Source organism: Kribbella sp. NPDC051620, assembly GCF_044453825.1.
GTDB lineage: Bacteria > Actinomycetota > Actinomycetes > Propionibacteriales > Kribbellaceae > Kribbella.
Genome location: NZ_JBITDB010000008.1, coordinates 259,474 through 276,293 on the forward strand (window position 1 = coordinate 259,474; position 16,820 = coordinate 276,293).

Sequence of the window (16,820 nt, forward strand, 5' to 3'; positions counted from 1 at the left end):
CGCTCTGACCTTCGTCAATGAATGACTAGTTCGGCGGCAGCGTCGATCGAGTCGGCCAGGTGGACCGATGCCGCCATTGAGCGACCGGCGGCCAGCCCCTGGAGCAGCGGCCAGACAGGGAGTTGTCTGGTCCAGTAGTCCGCACCTACCAGGATCATCGGGACCTGGGTGGCCTGGTCGCCGTAGTAGTTGGGGGTGACGGCCTGGAAGATCTCCTGGACGGTGCCGGCGGCTCCGGGGAGGTAGATGATGCCGCCGCGGGCTCGGCTGAGCAGGACGTCTTCGCGGAGGGCGTTGGAGAAGTACTTGGCGATGGAGCCGGCGAAGACGTTCGGCGGCTCGTGACCGTAGAACCAGGTCGGGATGGAGACGCCGCCGTCGCCGGGGAAGGCCTTGCGGACCGCCAGGCCGCTCATGGCCCAGTCGGCGATCGACGGGCGGAAGGACGGCGTACCGGCCAGCGCCGAGAGGGCTGAGTCGACCGCTGCGTCGTCGTACTCCGAAAGGCTGGAACCCAGGTTGGCCGCCTCCATCGCCCCGGGGCCGCCGCCGGTCGCGACGGTCAGGCCGGAGCGGGCGAGCCTCCGCCCGAGCAGGACGGCCGACCTGTACGTCGGGTCGGTACGGGCGATCCCATGGCCACCCATCACGCCGATCCACGGCTTGTCGTCGGGCAGTTCGTGCAGCGAGTCGGCGATCGAGTGGTCGTGCAGCGCGGCCGCCAGGGTGCGACTGGTGTCGCCGCGCTCGTCGTGCTGCCTCGACCAGGCATAGATCTGCGCGTCCGGCGTCGCCTCGTACCCCGACGCCAGGCCCGAGTAGAGCTCTTCGGCGTCGTACAGGCGACCGCGGTACGGATCGAAGGGGAGCTCCGGGATGGTGGGGAAGATCAGCCCGCCGCCGTCGCGCACCCACTCTGCCGCGGGCTCCTCCATCGGGCAGCCGAGGAACAGCGACCCCATCGGCGACAGCTTGAGCAGTACCGCCGTCCGCCCGGTCAGGTCCACCGACTGCACCCGCCAGCCGGCCATCGAGCTGGCTCCGGCGGCGATCACCCGGTCGAAATGTGCCAGCGACTCGATGTCGAGATGGGGGATGCTCGGCGTCGTCACGAAGAGCACCCTAAGTGACGGCCGGGGCGTGATAGCGGTTGGCTCTTGAATGAGGTAGTGATGAGTCATGACACATGCGGAGCTGTGGGAGCGTCACAAGGCCGTCATGCCGGAGTGGCTCGCGTTGTACTACGAGCAGCCGATCGAGATCGTCAAGGGGTCCGGCCGCCGGGTCACCGACGGCGAGGGCAAGGAGTACCTGGACTTCTTCGCCGGCATCCTGACCAACGCGATCGGGTACGACATCGCGGAGATCTCCGACGCGGTCCGCGAGCAGTTGGCGACCGGGATCGCGCACACCTCGACGGTCTACCTGATCCGCCGGCAGATCGAGCTGGCCGAGAAGATCGCCGAGCTGTCCGGCATCCCGGACGCGAAGGTGTTCTTCACCAACTCCGGCACCGAGGCGAACGAGGCCGCGATGCTGTTCGCCACCCAGAAGCGCCGCTCGAACCAGGTGCTCGCGATGCGCAACTCGTACCACGGCCGCGGCTTCGGCACCGTCGCCATCACCGGCAACCGCGGCTGGTCGGCGAGCAGCCTGTCGCCGGTCAACGTGCAGTACGTGCAGGGCGCTTATCGCTACCGCAGCCCGTTCAAGGACCTGCCGGACGCAGAGTACATCAAGGTCTGCGTCGACGACCTGCGCAACGTGATCGACACCGGTACCGCGGGCGACGTCGCGTGCATGATCGTCGAGCCGATCCAGGGCGTCGGCGGCTTCTCGTCCCCGCCCGACGGCCTGTACGCCGCGTTCAAGGAGGTGCTCGACGAGTACGGGATCCTGTTCATCTCCGACGAGGTGCAGACCGGCTGGGGCCGGACCGGGGACCACTTTTGGGGGATTCAGGCGCATGACGTCGTACCGGACGCGATGACGTTCGCGAAGGGTCTCGGCAACGGGTTCGCGATCGGCGGCGTCGTCGCGAAGCCGGAGCTGATCGACAGCCTCAGCGCGAACAGCTTGTCGACCTTCGGCGGCAACCCCATCTCCACCAGCGCGGCCAAGGCGACGATCGAGTATCTCCTCGACAACGACCTCCAGGCCAACGCCGCCAAGCGTGGCGCCCAGCTGATGGACGGCCTGCGCGGCATCTCGGACGAATTCCCCGAGCTCGGCGACGTCCGCGGCAAGGGCCTGATGCTCGCCACCGAGCTGATCAATCCGGCCGACGGCAAGCCCGACGCGGCTGTGACGGTCAAGCTCCAGCAGGAAGCCATGGAGCGCGGCCTGCTGCTCGGCAAGGGCGGCCTGTACGGCAACGTCCTGCGGATGGCCCCACCGATGACACTGACCGAAGAGGAGACCACGGAGGCACTGGAGATCATCCGGGACTCCTTCAACACCCTGCGCTGACCCAGTTGACGCGCTTGTTCGTCGCCCTGCGCGAGGGCGACGCCGTCGAGGCGGCCTCGTCACCGTTCGGTGCCGAGGTCGCTTTCGCGATGGAAAGACTCGGCACTGCCGACGACCGGTGGCAACAGCTCGACGGAGCGATGGTTGCCTGCACGGTCGAGGTCTCCGGTACTACGAACATCCGCGAGCTGACCGTGCTGGCGCTGACCGCTGCAAGGGAAGCCGGCCAGGCCTCGGGTGTCGACGGCATCCGGACCTGGCTGTCCGATCCGGCCACCGACGAGCCGTTCGCAGAGGATGAAACCGTCTCGGCGGCTGGGTTGCTGGACGGGGATCTGGTGGTGCTCACCGTCCAGCATCCGATGAAGGGGATGTACGACTTCATCCCGGCCCCCGATCCGGCCGGTGTCTTCGCCCAGTTGCAGTACTCGGATCGGGCCAGGCGGCGGGCTCGCAAGATCCGCGGGGTGTTGCTCTACACCGACGCGGATGTCGAGTTGGCGACCTTCGTACGGACGCATTTCGACGAGCTCAACACGTTGTCCGGTGAGCTGTTCCAGATCTCGGTCTTCGAGCGGCCGCGGAGTTGGCGGACGGCCAAGCGGTACTGGAAGGACCGGCTGAGCCCGGAGGAGTACCGGATGCTGACCGCGCTGCGGTGGCTGAAGTGGACGCCGTACGACAAGCTCGGCGCGTACGAGGTGGCCCGCGAACTCGGCGTACCGGCGAGCGAGTTGCCGTGTCTCGTCCTGCTTCCGTACGGCCGCGACAAGTACGTCTTCCCGCTCGGGGCCACCTCGATGGCAGCGTTCCGCCGGCTGTTCGGCGAGCTGTCGGCGACCATCGAGAGCGCGGATCCGGACGAGAGCGGCGGGATCGTGCGGCGGCTGGCCGCGGCCGAGCAGCGACTACGGGCGGAGCTGGTGCCGGCCGCCAGAGGCTACGAGTTCAACGGCGCGACCGTCGTCATTCACACCGGAGGACAGGCAATGACCGAGAACTTCAACTTCCACGGCCAGACGACCTTCATCAACCGGCCGGTCAACACCGTCATCACCGACTTCCAGAACAGCCACCCCACCGGTACAGACCTCACCACGCTGCTGCGACTGGTCCTGGACAGCGAGCAACTGACCGACGATCAACGCGAACAAGTCGCCCAACTGATCAACGAGGTAGCCGGGGAGCTGGACAGCGGGACTCCCGACACCATCAAGACCCGCAGACAACTGGACCGAATCAAGACCACCGTCAGCAAGGCGGCCGACATCGCCACTCCGGCACTCACGATCATCGCCAAGGTTCTCGAACTACTGCCCTGACGAGTCGGCCAGCACCTGCTCGACGACGTACAGATCGGCCGTGATCAGGGCCTTCCACAACGCCCACCCGCGAGCCCGCGCCCAGGTCCCCTCATCCTGCGAAACCGTACGCCGGAACGCCTCACGACTCTCGCCCGAGAAGAGAGTCCATGCGATCACCAGATCGCAAGCAGGGTCGCCGACTCCCGAAGTACCGAAGTCGATGACTGCCGACAACTTCCCGTCGACGACCAGCAGATTCCCCTGCGCGATGTCCCCGTGGAACCAGACGGGTGGCCCAGCGAAGGTCGAGCTGATCGCCGCTTCCCAAACCTCGGTACAGGCCGCGACGTCGACCTGCCCGGCCAACTCGACCAGCGCCTGCCGGGTGCCGTCGTCGTAGTGCACAGGTGAAGCACCCCGGTAGAAACTGTGTTCCGCACCCAGTGGCCCACCAGTAGCGTCACAGCGCTGCAGTGCGCGGATGAACGACGCCACGGAGACAGCAAAGCCAGGCAAGTCGTCGATGCGGTCCAGCGACGCAGTAGAGCCGTCCAGCCAGCGCCGGATCGACCAGTTGAAGGCATACCCCTCGCCAGGCACACCCTTGCCCACAGGCTCCGGCACCGCGACCGGCAACTGCGGAGCGAGCCGTGGCAGCCAGAGATCCTCCTTGTCGACAGCCGGCGCATAGCCGGCTGCTGTAGGAAGCCGCACGGTTAGGGCATCACCGAGCCGATAGGTCCGGTTGTCCCACCCGTCGACCTTGACCGGCGTGATCGGCAGGTCGCTCCACTGCGGGAACTGGGCCTTGATCAAGCGCCGGACCAGGCCCGCGTCGATCCCGGCACGACCGTCTGAAGCGCTGTTGTCAGTCATCCCGGCCAAGTCTCCAGTGCGGCCGGGAGTCGGGGCAAAGCGTTTTCAGATGGTCAGGTTGATGCCGTAGTCGCGGATCTTGCGGTAGATGGTGGCCCGGGACATCCCCAGGTCGCTGGCGGCCTTGTCCTTGTTGCCGCGGTGGATCACGAGTGCCTTGACCACGGCGTCGCGCTCCAGCGACTCGAGTTGGGAGAGTCGGCGCCGAGTGGTCGCTCGGCATTCGCCCGGGAGGTCGTCGAGGTCGATGGTGCCCGAGCGGCGTTGCTGGGCGATCCGCAGGAGGACGCGGCGGAGTTGCTCGACGTTGCCGAGCCAGGGGAGGCGCATCAGCTGGGCCAGTGCGCTGGGGGAGATGCTGAGGTTGTTGCCCCGGTTGAGGCGGCCCAGAAGGTGCGGTACCAGCTTGTGCATGTCCTCCAGGTGATGCCGCAGTGGCGGCACCTCCACGGTGTGCGAGAAGTGCGGTAGCAGCTGCGCATCCACCTCAGGGTTGCGCGGCTCGCTCCGCATCGTCAGTGCGACCCAGACCCCGCTGCGCTCGTCGTGCTCCAGCAGTAGCTCCGACAGCCCACTGACAGACTCGGCGTCGAGCAGATGCGCACGCCGGATGACCAGCGACCCGGCATCAGCGGACAGCTCATCAGCAACTGTGTCCAGCCAACCAGGACCGCACTCGGACGCGTCCATGACCCGGAAGTGCCCACTGCCGTTCCGTAGCTGGTTCACCGACCGCAGCAAGGCGATCTTGCCGACACCGACCTCGCCCTCCAGCACCACCCACGAGCCGTTGCGCCGACTGGTGTCCACCGCCTGACACACCCGCAACCAGGTAGCACTGGTCCCAGCAAGCCCAGGCATCACCGGTACTACGTTGCGCACCGCCCCCGTGGTCGAGTCGAGCCCGGACTGCACCTGGATCCGCAACACCCCACCAGCGAACTCCGAACCAGCAAACGCCGGCCGGTAGTCCAACCGAGCCACCAACCCACTCGGCAGGTCAGCAACAAGCGTCACCTGCTCCGACGACCCCGAAGCGTCGCGCGACCGTGCCAGGAGTGCAGTCTGGTCGGCAGGGTCGAACCGCTGCTGCGCCTGGCTGTTCATCATCACCAGGTCTCCGCTGAGCGCGATCACCCCGCTGCTGGAGTGCTGGCACGCGGCCAGGTAGTCGCGGAAGAGCGCCAGCTCCTTGGCACCCGACCGTGCGAGCAACTGCTGCTCGATCTTCTGCGCCGTCGACCGCGCGCAGAACATCAGTAAAGCGTTCGAATGAGACACCGACGAGGTCAGGTCCAGCACCCCGAGCAGCGAGCCCGTCACCGGATGGTGGATCGGCGCCCCCGCGCAGGCGAAGCCACCGAGCGGCCCGGTGAAGTGTTCGCTCCCCGTCACCATCGTGGGGACTCCGGCCTCCAGGGTGGTCCCGATGCCGTTCGTACCGACCTGCTCCTCGGCATAGCTGAAGCCGGGGGACAGGGACGCCCGGTCGAGCTGCCTGATCAGCGACGGGTCAGGGCAGGTCCGCTGCAGTACCAGGCCGTGCTGGTCGGTCAGGATGATGCTCACCGACTCGTTCGCCAGCTCGTCGGCCAAGGCGCTCAGCACCGGGGCTGCCGACAGCGCGAGCGGGGTCGGGCCTTCCAGCCCCAGGTAGCTCGGATCGACGTTGTCGGTGTCCACCCGCAGCCGGGACGACCGCAGCCACGACGCCTGGATCGACTCGCGCACCAGCCCGGGATCGAGGTCCCCGGAGGTCAGGAAGGTGTTCCTGGCCTGCTGCAACAGCCGGCCAGTCCGAGGTGCGTCGATCCAGTGCGCTGGTTCCACAGAAGCCTCCCTGGCCCTCACTCTAGGCGCGTGCGCCTTCTCACTGTGTCTCAGATTGAGACAAGCGCAAGGCCTGACCCGGGGTGAGATCGGTCCACTTGAACCCCCGAGGAGGCTGACCGTGAGCAGGCAGAGTCTGAGCAAGGCGCATGCCAAGATCACCGAACTGTCCTGGGAGCCCACCTTCGCGACTCCCGCGACACGCTTCGGAACCGACTACACCTTCGACAAGGCCCCGAAGAAGGACCCGCTGAAGCAGATCATGCGGTCCTACTTCCCGATGGAGGAGGAGAAGGACAACCGCGTCTTCGGCGCCATGGACGGCGCGATCCGCGGCAACATGTTCCGCCAGGTCCAGCAGCGCTGGATGGAGTGGCAGAAGCTGTTCTTGTCGATCATCCCGTTCCCGGAGATCTCGGCGGCCCGGGCGATGCCGATGGCGATCGACGCGGTGCCGAACCCGGAGATCCACAACGGGCTGGCGGTGCAGATGATCGACGAGGTCCGGCACTCGACGATCCAGATGAACCTGAAGAAGCTGTACATGAACCACTACATCGACCCGGCCGGGTTCGACATCACCGAGAAGGCGTTCGCGAACAACTACGCGGGCACCATCGGCCGGCAGTTCGGCGAGGGGTTCATCACCGGCGACGCGATCACCGCGGCCAACATCTACCTCACGGTGGTGGCCGAGACCGCCTTCACCAACACGCTGTTCGTCGCGATGCCCGACGAGGCGGCCGCCAACGGCGACTACCTGCTGCCGACGGTGTTCCACTCGGTCCAGTCCGACGAGTCGCGGCACATCAGCAACGGGTACAGCATCCTGCTGATGGCGCTGGCCGACGAGGACAACCGGCAACTGCTCGAGCGGGATCTGCGCTACGCCTGGTGGAACAACCACTGCGTCGTCGACGCGGCGATCGGCACCTTCATCGAGTACGGGACCAAGGACCGCCGCAAGGACCGCGACTCCTACGCCGAGATGTGGCGCCGGTGGATCTATGACGACTACTACCGCAGCTACCTGATCCCGCTGGAGAAGTACGGGCTGAAGATCCCGCACGACCTGGTCGAGGAGGCCTGGAACCGGATCTACAACAAGGGCTACGTGCACGAGGTGGCCCAGTTCTTCGCCACCGGCTGGCCGGTCAACTACTGGCGGATCGACCCGATGACGGACGAGGACTTCGAGTGGTTCGAGTTCAAGTACCCGGGCTGGTACAACAAGTACGGCAAGTGGTGGGAGAACTACAACCGCCTGCGGTACCCGGGCAAGAACAAGCCGATCGCGTTCGAGGACGTCGACTACCAGTACCCGCACCGCTGCTGGACCTGCATGGTGCCGGCCCTGATCCGCGAGGACATGGTCACCGAGAAGGTCGACGGCCAGTGGCGCACGTACTGCTCCGAGACCTGCGCCTGGACCGACATCAAGGCGTTCCGGCCGGAGTACGAGGGCCGGCCGACGCCGAACATGGGCCGGCTGACCGGGCACCGGGAGTGGGAGACCCTGCACCACAACCGGGACCTGGCCGACATCATCAAGGATCTCGGGTACGTCCGTGACGACGGCAAGACGCTGATCCCCCAGCCACACCTGGATCTGGACGATCAGAAGAAGCTGTGGACGCTCGACGACGTCCGCGGGATCAACTTCGCCAGCCCGAACATCCTGCTCAACGAGATGTCCGACGCGGACCGCGAGGCGCACGTCGCGGCGTACAAGGCGGGTGGCCCTGGTGGCCGGCCCGCGCCGGCCGTCGCCTGACCCCAGCAAGCAGATCGGTGGCGGCGGACCCTGGCAACACCCGCCGCCACCGGTCGCACAAGCCCTTGAGGAGCAGTCGATGGGTGACAAACATGTGGTCAGGTTCGAGCCCGTCGATCTCGAGATGGAGGTCGACGAGGACGAGACCGTCCTGAACGCGGCCTTCCGGCAGGGCATCGCGCTGATGCACGGCTGCAAGGAGGGCCAGTGTGCCGCCTGCAAGTCGTTCCTGCTGGACGGCGACGTGCAGATGGACCGGTACTCGACGTTCGCGCTGGCCGAGTACGAGAGCGACGAGGGCTACATCCTGCTCTGCAAGTCGCACGCCTACTCCGACCTGACCGTCGAGCTGATGAACTACGACGAGGAGGAACTCCGCAATGCTGTCCCGCTGCAGCACCTGCGGACCAGGATCGCCGCGATCGAGCCGGTCACCCGCGACATCGTGTCGCTGCGGCTCGACCTGGTCGAGCCGGACAAGTTCGCCTTCAAACCCGGCCAGTACGCCGACATCGCGATCCCGGGGCACGACGCGCACCGGTCCTTCTCGATGGCGACGCTGCCCGGCGACCCGCTGGAGTTCCTGATCAAGAAGTACCCCGGTGGGCACTTCTCCGGCCTGCTCGACGGCGGGCTGGCGGTCGGCGACGAACTCGAGCTGGACGGACCGTACGGCACCTTCACGCTGAAGAAGGCGTCCGACCGGCCGATCCTGTGCATCGGCGGGGGAGCGGGCCTGGCCCCGATCCTGTCGCTGCTCCGGCACGTGGTTGCCGACGGCATCGATCGGCCGGTGCGCTTCTACTACGGCGCCCGGACCGTCGACGACCTGTTCTACCTCGACCAGATCGAGGAGCTCGGGGCCGAGTTGCCCGACTTCAAGTTCGTCGGCGTCCTGTCGGAGAGCTGGCCGGACGACTGGGAGCACACCGGGTTCGTGACGGAGGTGGTGCAACGGCTGGAGCCAGGGCTGGCCGGGTGCGACGCCTACCTGTGCGGGCCCCCGCCGATGGTCGATGCGGCGATCGACCTGCTGGAGATGTCCGGAGTACCGCGCGAGCACATCCACTACGACAAGTTCACCACTTCGGTGGCGGAGTAGGAGATCGAGATGGCAGACACGAAAGAACGGAGTTTCCCGCACCCGGAGTTCACCGACTCCGAGGCCGGCGCGCTCACGTTCCCGAGCTCCACCAGTCGCAGCTACAACTACTACAAGCCGGCCAAGGCCCGCGCGACGACGTACGAGGACGTCACCTTCGACGTACAGCCGGACCCGGATCGGCACCTGTCGCAGGGGTGGATCTACGGCTTCGCGAACTCGCCCGGTGGGTATCCGAAGGACTGGACCCGGCTGGTGTCGTCGAACTGGCATCAGTTCCGCGATCCCAACGAGGAATGGGAGAAGACGATCTACCGCAACAACGCGGCGGTCGTCCGGCAGATCGGGCTGAGCCTGGAGAACGCCAAGCGGGCCAAGGCGTACTCGCACTGGAACCCGGCCTGGACCAAGTTCATCCAGCGCAACCTCGGCGCCTGGATGCATGCCGAGAACGGGCTGGGCATGCACGTCTTCACCGCCGCCCAGCGGTCGGCGCCGACGAACATGATCAACAACGCGATCTGCGTGAACGCGGCGCACAAGCTGCGGTTCGCCCAGGACCTGGCGCTGTTCAACCTCGACCTGGCCGAGTCCGACATCGACTTCGACGGCCAGGTGCACCGGGAGGTCTGGCAGTCCGACCCGGTCTGGCAGGGCGTCCGCGAGAACGTCGAGCGGCTGACCGCGATCGGCGACTGGGCCGAGGCGCTGTTCGCGACGAACATCGTCTTCGAGTCGCTGGTCGGCGTGCTGTTCCGGTCCGACCTGCTGATGCAGGTGTCGGCCCGCAACGGCGACTACATCACCCCGACCATCGTCGGGGCCGGCGAGAACGACTACAGCCGCGACCTCGGGTACACCCGGGCGCTGTTCTCGCTGCTCACCCGGGACCCTGAGCACGGTACGGAGAACAAGGCCGTACTGGGCGAATGGCTGGCCACCTGGGTGCCGCAGAGCCTGCGGGCCGCCCACGAGCTGCAGCCGATCTGGTCGCAGCCGAACGAGAAGGTCGTCACCTTCGCCGACTCGCTGGCCGCCGCCAAGGACGGTCTGCGCAGCGTGCTGGCCGACCTCGACCTCGACGTACCGAAGGAGCTGGACCAGTGAGCGAGACCAAGGAGTTCGGCGCCGCCGACCGGAGCTTCTCCAACATGTGCGGCGTCACGCTGATGAACAACCAGAACGGCCACGTGGTGGCCCAGATCATGGGCGCCAAGGAGAACGTCGAGATCACCGAGTACCCGTCGATGATCCGGGTCGACGGGGTCGGCAGCCTGACCTTCGACTTCGCCGAGATCTCCGACGCGCTCGGCGCCGACTTCGACCAGTCCGACTTCGAGGAGATCATGTCCACCCACTACGGGCGGATGGTCCACTTCGACGACAAGACGATGCTCTTCTCCAGTCCGGAGGAGGCCGCGGAGTACATCGACTTCGACCTCGTCGAGGTCCCGAGCTGAACTCGTTGCCCGGGGCCCTGACCGGCCCCGGGCACTGCCTGCCAGGGAGGCAAAAAACATGAAGAACAAGAACGGCGGGTGTTGAGATGTACGAGAGCAACGGCGAGAAGTACTACATCGTCGACAGTCACGTGCACTTCTGGAACGGCCGGCCGGAGAACAACAAGAACCGGTACGGCGAGGGCTTCACCAACTGCTTCTACGACTACCACCGCAACCTGTCGCCGGCCGAGTACGTCTGGACGGCGGAGAAGTTCGGCGCGTACTCGGAGGCCGACCTGCTGCACGACTTGTTCGAGATCGGCTACGTGGACAAGGCGATCTTCCAGCCGACGTACCTGACCGACTTCTACGTCGACGGCTTCAACACCACCGAGCGCGACGGCGCCGTGATGGAGAACAACCCGGGCAAGTTCATCACGAACGGTGCCTGGGACCCCCGCGACGGCGCGGCCGGCCTGGACAAGCTGGAAGAGCTGCATGCCCGCTGGAACCTGCAGGGCGTCAAGCTCTACACGGCCGAGTGGAAGGGCGACTCGAAGGGCTGGAAGCTGTCCGACCCGGAGGCCGAGCCGTACCTGCGCAAGTGCGTCGAGCTCGGCATCAAGAACATCCATGTCCACAAGGGCCCCACGATCTACCCGTTGAACCGGGACGCCTTCGACGTCCAGGACATCGACTACGCCGCCTCGATCTTCCCCGAGCTCAACTTCATCGTCGAGCATGTCGGGCTGCCGCGGCTGGAGGACTTCTGCTGGATCGCGACCCAGGAACCTAACGTGTACGGCGGTCTGGCGGTCGCCATGCCGTTCATCCACAGCCGGCCCCGGTACTTCGCCCAGATCATCGGCGAGTTGCTGTACTGGATCGGCGAAGACCGGATCACCTTCGCCAGCGACTACGCCATCTGGCAGCCGAAATGGCTGGTCGAGAAGTTCGTCGACTTCCAGATCCCCGAGGACATGCAGTCGGAGTATGGGGTACTGACGCCGGACATCAAGCGCAAGATCCTCGGCCTCAACGCGGCCAAGCTGTACGACCTCGACGTACCGGCCGAGCTGCGGATCGCCGCCGAGGTCACCGGCGAGGTCAGCGATGAGGTCACCGACAAGCCGATCGGCTCCGCGCCGGTCCAGGTCTCCTGAATCCCGGAAGGATCTCGCCATGGCCAAGGATCTACGCTTCAGCACCGACGCGCGGCAACTGCTCGAGCAGGGCGTGAACGCGCTCGCCGACGCGGTCAAAGTGACGCTCGGGCCCAAGGGGCGCAACGCGGTACTGGAGAAGCTGACCGGACCGCCGACCATCACCAACGACGGCGTCACGATCGCGCGGGAGATCCAGCTGCGCAACCCGTTCGCCAACATGGGCGCGCAACTGGTCAAGGAAGTCGCGATGAAGACCAACGGGGTGGCCGGCGACGGTACGACCACCGCGACCGTACTGGCGCAGGCGCTGGTGCGGGAGGGCTTGCGCGCTGTCGACGAGGGCGCGAACCCGATGCAGTTGCGCCGGGGGATCGAGGAAGCCGTCGCGGTGATCGTTCGGACGCTGCATGAGCGGACCGCGGAGGTGGGCGGGCAGACGGATCTGTTGTTCGTGGCAACCTTGTCGGCCAACGACGATCCGGAGATCGGGTCGGTGATCTCGGAGGCGATGGCGCGGGTCGGAAAGACCGGTGTCGTGACGGTCGAGGAGTCACCGGCGTACGGGTTGTCGTTGAATGTTGTGGACGGGATCGAGTTCGACCACGGCTTCATCTCGCCGTACATGGTGACCGACAAGGACCGGATGGAGACCGTCTTCGACGATCCGTACATCCTGCTCACCAACAAGAAGATCAGCCAGCTGCAGGAGCTGATGCCTACTCTGGAGCTGGTGACGCGGTCGGGCCGGCCCCTGGTGATCCTGGCCGAGAACGTCGACGGTCCGGCGCTGCAGATGCTGGTCAGCAACAACGTGCACGACACGTTCCGGTCGGTTGTCGTGCGGGCGCCCGGGTTCGGACATCGGCGGGTGGCGGAGCTGGAGGACCTGGCGGCGGTACTGGGCGGTCGTGTGGTCAGCGAGGACTCGGGCGTCAACCTGCATTCGCTGACGGCCGACGACCTGGGCTCGTGCCGCCGCATCACCATCACGGAGAACGGTACGACGATGGTCGGCGGCGCGGGCGATCCCGCGTCGGTGGAAGCCCGCCTGCACCAGCTCGAGAAGGAACTGGAGCGTGCCACGAACGACCACGACGAGGACAACCTGAAACTCCGTATCGCCCGCCTGGCCGGCCGCGTCGCCGTCATCCACGTCGGCGCTGCCACCGGCGTAGAACTCAAGGAGAAGCAGCACCGCGTCGAGGACTCGTTGTCGGCGACTCGTGCCGCGCTGGAGGAAGGCGTGATCGCCGGCGGCGGCTCAGCCCTCACCCAAGCTCGTGACACCCTCGACCGCCTCGAACTAACCGGCGACGCCCTCATCGGCCGCGAAATCGTCCGCCAGTCTTTGGCCGAACCCCTTCGCTGGATCGCCATCAACGCCGGCTACGACGGCGACGAGGTAGTCAAGACAGTCTCCGAACTCCCAGTAGGCCAAGGCTTCAACGCCCTCACCGGCCAGTACGGCGACATGTTCGACTTCGGTGTGATGGACCCGGTCAAGATCACCCGCTCCGCCCTGGAGAGCGCCGCCTCCATCGCCGCCCTCTTGATCACCACCGAAACCGCCATCGTAGAAGAAGTCCTCGGCAACCCAGGCGCCATCATCGCCCCCGGCTTCGGCGACCTGGCCGAAGGCATGGTCCGCCCCTCCAACATCTACTGAATGCAAGTCCTCCAACTAGCCCGCCCGCCCCCGCCCCTCCCCGGGGGCGGGCACCCGTGTCGCGGCGGAGTGCCCACCCCACAAGGGCCCAGCCAAGTACTACAGACAGACCCACCGACACTGCGGTCTGCGGTTATGAGGTAACCCTGCTACTTCAGACGCCAGGTCGTGTGCTGCTCGGGCGCGTAGCAACAAACCGTTCCGAGCTGGACAGCGTGGCGAAGGTGGTCGGCAAGGGCGGGGTGCGCGTGTTCGAGCTTCGAGAGCGCGTCGCGTACCCGGGCGCTGACGGTCTTCCTGGCCCTTTCGACCGGGTCGCCCAGACGTCTGGCGCGTCCGCCCAGACCGGCCGCGGCGGCCAGCTCGTGGACAAGGACGTCGTGTTCGGCGCGCAGTTCGTCCGCCCGGACGGCGTCACCGGACTCCTCGGCTTCCTCGATCTGTTCGGACAGCTCGCTCAGCCGTGTCTTGTACTGCGCTTTGGCCGTCTCGTCGAGGACGGGGTCGGCGCCGGTGCGAACGAACTCGGGCCCGATCAGTGTGGACACGTGCACCTCGTTGCCCTGAGCGCCTATCAGGACGGCCAGGTCACGCAGACCCTTGGAGTCAGGCAGCTGGGTGTGCGTACCCGCATAAGCGAGCCACCAGAGCCCGTTCTCCCGGCGGAACTCGTTGACCGGTACGGGCGATGTCGGCAGCGTTGCGAGTGCTTGTTCGGTCAGCCGGGCCCAGCCCGCGGCGCCGAGCCGGCTGTGCATTGCCAGGGCGGTGCGGAAGTGATCCCCGGCCGTGTCAAAGTCGCCCAGCGAGGCGGCCAGTGCACCGAGATGGTGATCGACGGCAGCGTGGTACGACGCGCAGCCGCCGACCACCACGTGCGTTCCGGCATGCGGGCGGAGCTGATCGTAGGTCCAGGTCCGCTGCTCCGCGGTCCCCATCGCGGCGAAGACGACCGCGGCTACGGCGAGTCCCTCGAGTCCAGTCCAGACGGCGATGTCCAGCACGCTGAAGTCGCCCAGCGCCGCGGTTGCGGCGTCCAGCTCGCCCCGGACCGCGAGCGGCCACGCCTTGAGCAGTGGGAACATCGGCCACAGGGGATCGGTGGGGTCCATCGCCCCGTCCGGTTCGCGGATGCCGAGTGCGACCAACGACCAGCGGGACGTGTAGAAGCAACCGAGCGCGTCCGGTTCGCCGATGGCCAGCCCGAGCTCGAGCGCCTCCTCGCCGAGCCGGGCGGACTCCTCGGCCTGCCCGGCGAGTTGCGCGTAGGTGGCCCGCCTGGTGAGTGCGCCCCAGCGGCCACGGGCGTGGCCGAGCTGGCCTGCCAGCGCGATATAGGTCAGGAGTTCGTCGCGTCCGGACGGTTCGCCCAGCTCCAGCAGCGCGGCAGCGCGCAGTTGGTGTGCCTGGGCGACCAGATCGGCGTCAGCTCCGGACGCCGCCGCGTCGAGCATCGCCGCGATCACGGGCAGGCGCCGTACCGCCGTACCTGGAGTCCACAGCGAATCGTGCAGTGCGAGCCTCGCCTCGGCCAGCGCGTGGTCGTCGCGGGCGGCGACGGCCAGGTCGACCGCGCGCCGTGCCGCATCGATCACCGTCTCATCCGGCACCGCGATCGAGCCGTGCCGGAGAATCCGCGCCCTGGCGGCGTGCACCCTTGACTGCAGGGCGGGCTCACGCTGGGCCGTAGCCAGCTGGGCAGCGGCCTCGTCGAGCAGTTCGAGGGTTTCGCTGTCGCGCCGGCCCGACCTGTGGCCGAGGGAGTGCATCCCCACCGCGGCTCTCGCGACGATCAGCTCGTCGCCGGCACGGCGAGCGCCGGCGGCCGCCGTGCGGTAGTTGTTCCGCGCCTGGTCGGTCCGGCCGGCTCGCGCGCACGCCTCGGCCAGCTCGACCAGGAGATCAAGGCGCCGTGGCCGGCTGGGTCCGTCGGTCCAGCCGTCGGATTCGATCACCTGCAGGGCACGCCGGTAGTGCTCGCAGGCGTCCTCGTGGCCGAGCCGGGCGGTGGCCTCGCGCGCTGCGAGAACGGAGTACTTGACAGCCTCTCGCTGTGCCTGCGAGCCGGCGGCCAGCAGGTGTGCCGCGACTCTGGCCGAGTTGCCCGGCCGATCCTGCAAGGCGTGGCCGATGGCGAGATCGATCTCCGCCCTGGAAGCTGCGGACAGGCTGCTGAGGATCGTCTCGCGATAGAGGTCGTGGGCGATTCTCGGCTCGTCCCGTCCACCGGCGACCACCCCCGCTCGGCGGGCCTCCGCCAGCAGCTCGAGCACCTCGATTTCGTTGCCTGCAGCACCGACACGGACGAGCAGGTCGGTGTCCAGGGCGCGCCCGGCGACTGCCGCCCAGCTGAGCAGCCGCACGCAGTCGGTCGACAGCCTGGCCAGCCGGCGGCGCAGCGTCTCGGTGATGCTGGCCGGTATCGGCGATCGCGGTTCCGGCCCGCCCTGCGCGAGCACGAGCCGGGCCAGCTCGCGGGCGAAGAACGGGTTGCCGCCGCTGCGTTCCCACACCTGAGCAGCCAGCCGTTGCGACGATTCCGGTCCGGCGATCGAGGCGACCAGTTCGCCGACCTGATCGGCGCCGAGACCGGTCAGGGGCAGGTGCTGTGCGCTCGTCGAGAGGTCCAGCAGGTCGCCCGACGCCTCGGCGTCGCGGTAGGCACCCACCAGCAGCACTCGGCTGGTGGCCAGGGCGCGAGCCAGGAACCCGAGCAATCGCAGGGAAGCGGCGTCCGCCCACTGCAGGTCATCGAGCACCACCAGCGTCGGCTGATCCGCTGCCAGTGCGGACAGGCAGTGCGCGACCGCCTCGGACAGGCGAAATTCCGCATCGGCCGCCACGCTCGCGTTCATGGTCGTGCCAACGTCGGCAACACCATCCGCCCCAGCGGGGAGCTGGACGATGCGGCCGGCTTCACCGAGGTCGGCGAGCGGGAGGCAGGTGGCGCGCAGGACCTGGGACCACGGCCAGTACGGCGGGGTGCCGGTGCCGGCCCAGCAGATGCCGCGCAGGATCGTCCAGTCCGCACCGGCCTGGTCGATCAGGGCAGCGAGGACGGCGGTCTTGCCGATGCCGGCCTCGCCGCTGACCATCAGGAACTGCCCTGATCCGGACGCGGCGTCGCGGAGAACGGCGGTGGCCGCTGCCAACGCCGGCTCCCGACCCACGAGCCGGACCCGCGAGCTCAT

12 protein-coding genes are annotated in these 16,820 nt (G+C 67.3%); 8 read left to right on the forward strand and 4 right to left on the reverse strand.

Annotated elements, in window-relative coordinates; genetic code table 11:
- Nucleotides 1-14: 14 nt before the first annotated feature.
- Nucleotides 15-1,112, reverse strand: a complete 1,098-nt coding sequence (locus tag ACIA12_RS36255) for an LOG family protein (protein WP_396371867.1) — start codon at nucleotides 1,110-1,112, stop codon at nucleotides 15-17.
- Between the two features lie 67 nt (nucleotides 1,113-1,179).
- On the opposite strand from ACIA12_RS36255, the gene ACIA12_RS36260 reads away from it, so the two are divergent.
- Entirely contained in the window at nucleotides 1,180-2,469 is a 1,290-nt protein-coding gene (locus ACIA12_RS36260) for an aspartate aminotransferase family protein (RefSeq protein WP_396371868.1), read from the forward strand.
- 5 nt (nucleotides 2,470-2,474) lie between these two features.
- A complete protein-coding gene (locus ACIA12_RS36265) occupies nucleotides 2,475-3,791 on the forward strand; it encodes a hypothetical protein (RefSeq protein ID WP_396371869.1) in 1,317 nt (438 codons plus the stop codon).
- Here the strand turns inward: ACIA12_RS36265 and ACIA12_RS36270 are convergent.
- Together ACIA12_RS36270 and ACIA12_RS36275 are read right to left on the reverse strand one after the other, a co-directional pair.
- The gene (locus ACIA12_RS36270; RefSeq protein WP_396371870.1) at nucleotides 3,780-4,649 is read right to left on the reverse strand and encodes an aminoglycoside phosphotransferase family protein; all 870 of its coding nucleotides are present in this window, start codon (nucleotides 4,647-4,649) and stop codon (nucleotides 3,780-3,782) included. The genes ACIA12_RS36265 and ACIA12_RS36270 overlap by 12 nt on opposite strands.
- A gap of 45 nt (nucleotides 4,650-4,694) precedes the next feature.
- Nucleotides 4,695-6,479, reverse strand: coding sequence for a sigma-54-dependent Fis family transcriptional regulator (locus ACIA12_RS36275; protein ID WP_396371871.1), 1,785 nt, complete (start codon nucleotides 6,477-6,479; stop codon nucleotides 4,695-4,697).
- 121 nt (nucleotides 6,480-6,600) lie between these two features.
- On the opposite strand from ACIA12_RS36275, the gene ACIA12_RS36280 reads away from it, so the two are divergent.
- The 6 genes from ACIA12_RS36280 (at nucleotide 6,601) to groL (ending at nucleotide 13,629) form a co-directional block, all read left to right on the forward strand.
- Nucleotides 6,601-8,253 carry a hypothetical protein gene (locus ACIA12_RS36280; protein ID WP_396371872.1) on the forward strand — a complete coding sequence of 551 codons (1,653 nt, stop codon included), beginning with the start codon at nucleotides 6,601-6,603 and terminating at the stop codon, nucleotides 8,251-8,253.
- Between the two features lie 79 nt (nucleotides 8,254-8,332).
- Nucleotides 8,333-9,355, forward strand: a complete 1,023-nt coding sequence (locus tag ACIA12_RS36285) for a 2Fe-2S iron-sulfur cluster-binding protein (protein WP_396371873.1) — start codon at nucleotides 8,333-8,335, stop codon at nucleotides 9,353-9,355.
- Nucleotides 9,356-9,364: 9 nt separating this feature from the next.
- Complete coding sequence (locus tag ACIA12_RS36290) at nucleotides 9,365-10,462, forward strand: aromatic/alkene monooxygenase hydroxylase subunit beta (RefSeq protein ID WP_396371874.1); 1,098 nt, start codon at nucleotides 9,365-9,367, stop codon at nucleotides 10,460-10,462.
- Nucleotides 10,459-10,815 carry a propane 2-monooxygenase effector subunit MimD gene (gene mimD / locus ACIA12_RS36295; protein WP_396371875.1) on the forward strand — a complete coding sequence of 119 codons (357 nt, stop codon included), beginning with the start codon at nucleotides 10,459-10,461 and terminating at the stop codon, nucleotides 10,813-10,815. Before ACIA12_RS36290 ends, mimD begins: the two co-directional genes overlap by 4 nt.
- Nucleotides 10,816-10,901: 86 nt before the next feature.
- Nucleotides 10,902-11,960 (forward strand): amidohydrolase family protein, encoded by a 1,059-nt coding sequence (locus tag ACIA12_RS36300; RefSeq protein WP_396371876.1) that lies wholly within the window; start codon nucleotides 10,902-10,904, stop codon nucleotides 11,958-11,960.
- 19 nt (nucleotides 11,961-11,979) lie between these two features.
- A complete protein-coding gene (gene groL / locus ACIA12_RS36305; protein ID WP_396371877.1) occupies nucleotides 11,980-13,629 on the forward strand; it encodes a chaperonin GroEL in 1,650 nt (549 codons plus the stop codon).
- Between the two features lie 149 nt (nucleotides 13,630-13,778).
- On the opposite strand, the gene ACIA12_RS36310 is transcribed toward groL, so the two are convergent.
- The gene (locus ACIA12_RS36310) at nucleotides 13,779-16,820 is read right to left on the reverse strand and encodes an ATP-binding protein (protein WP_396371878.1); all 3,042 of its coding nucleotides are present in this window, start codon (nucleotides 16,818-16,820) and stop codon (nucleotides 13,779-13,781) included.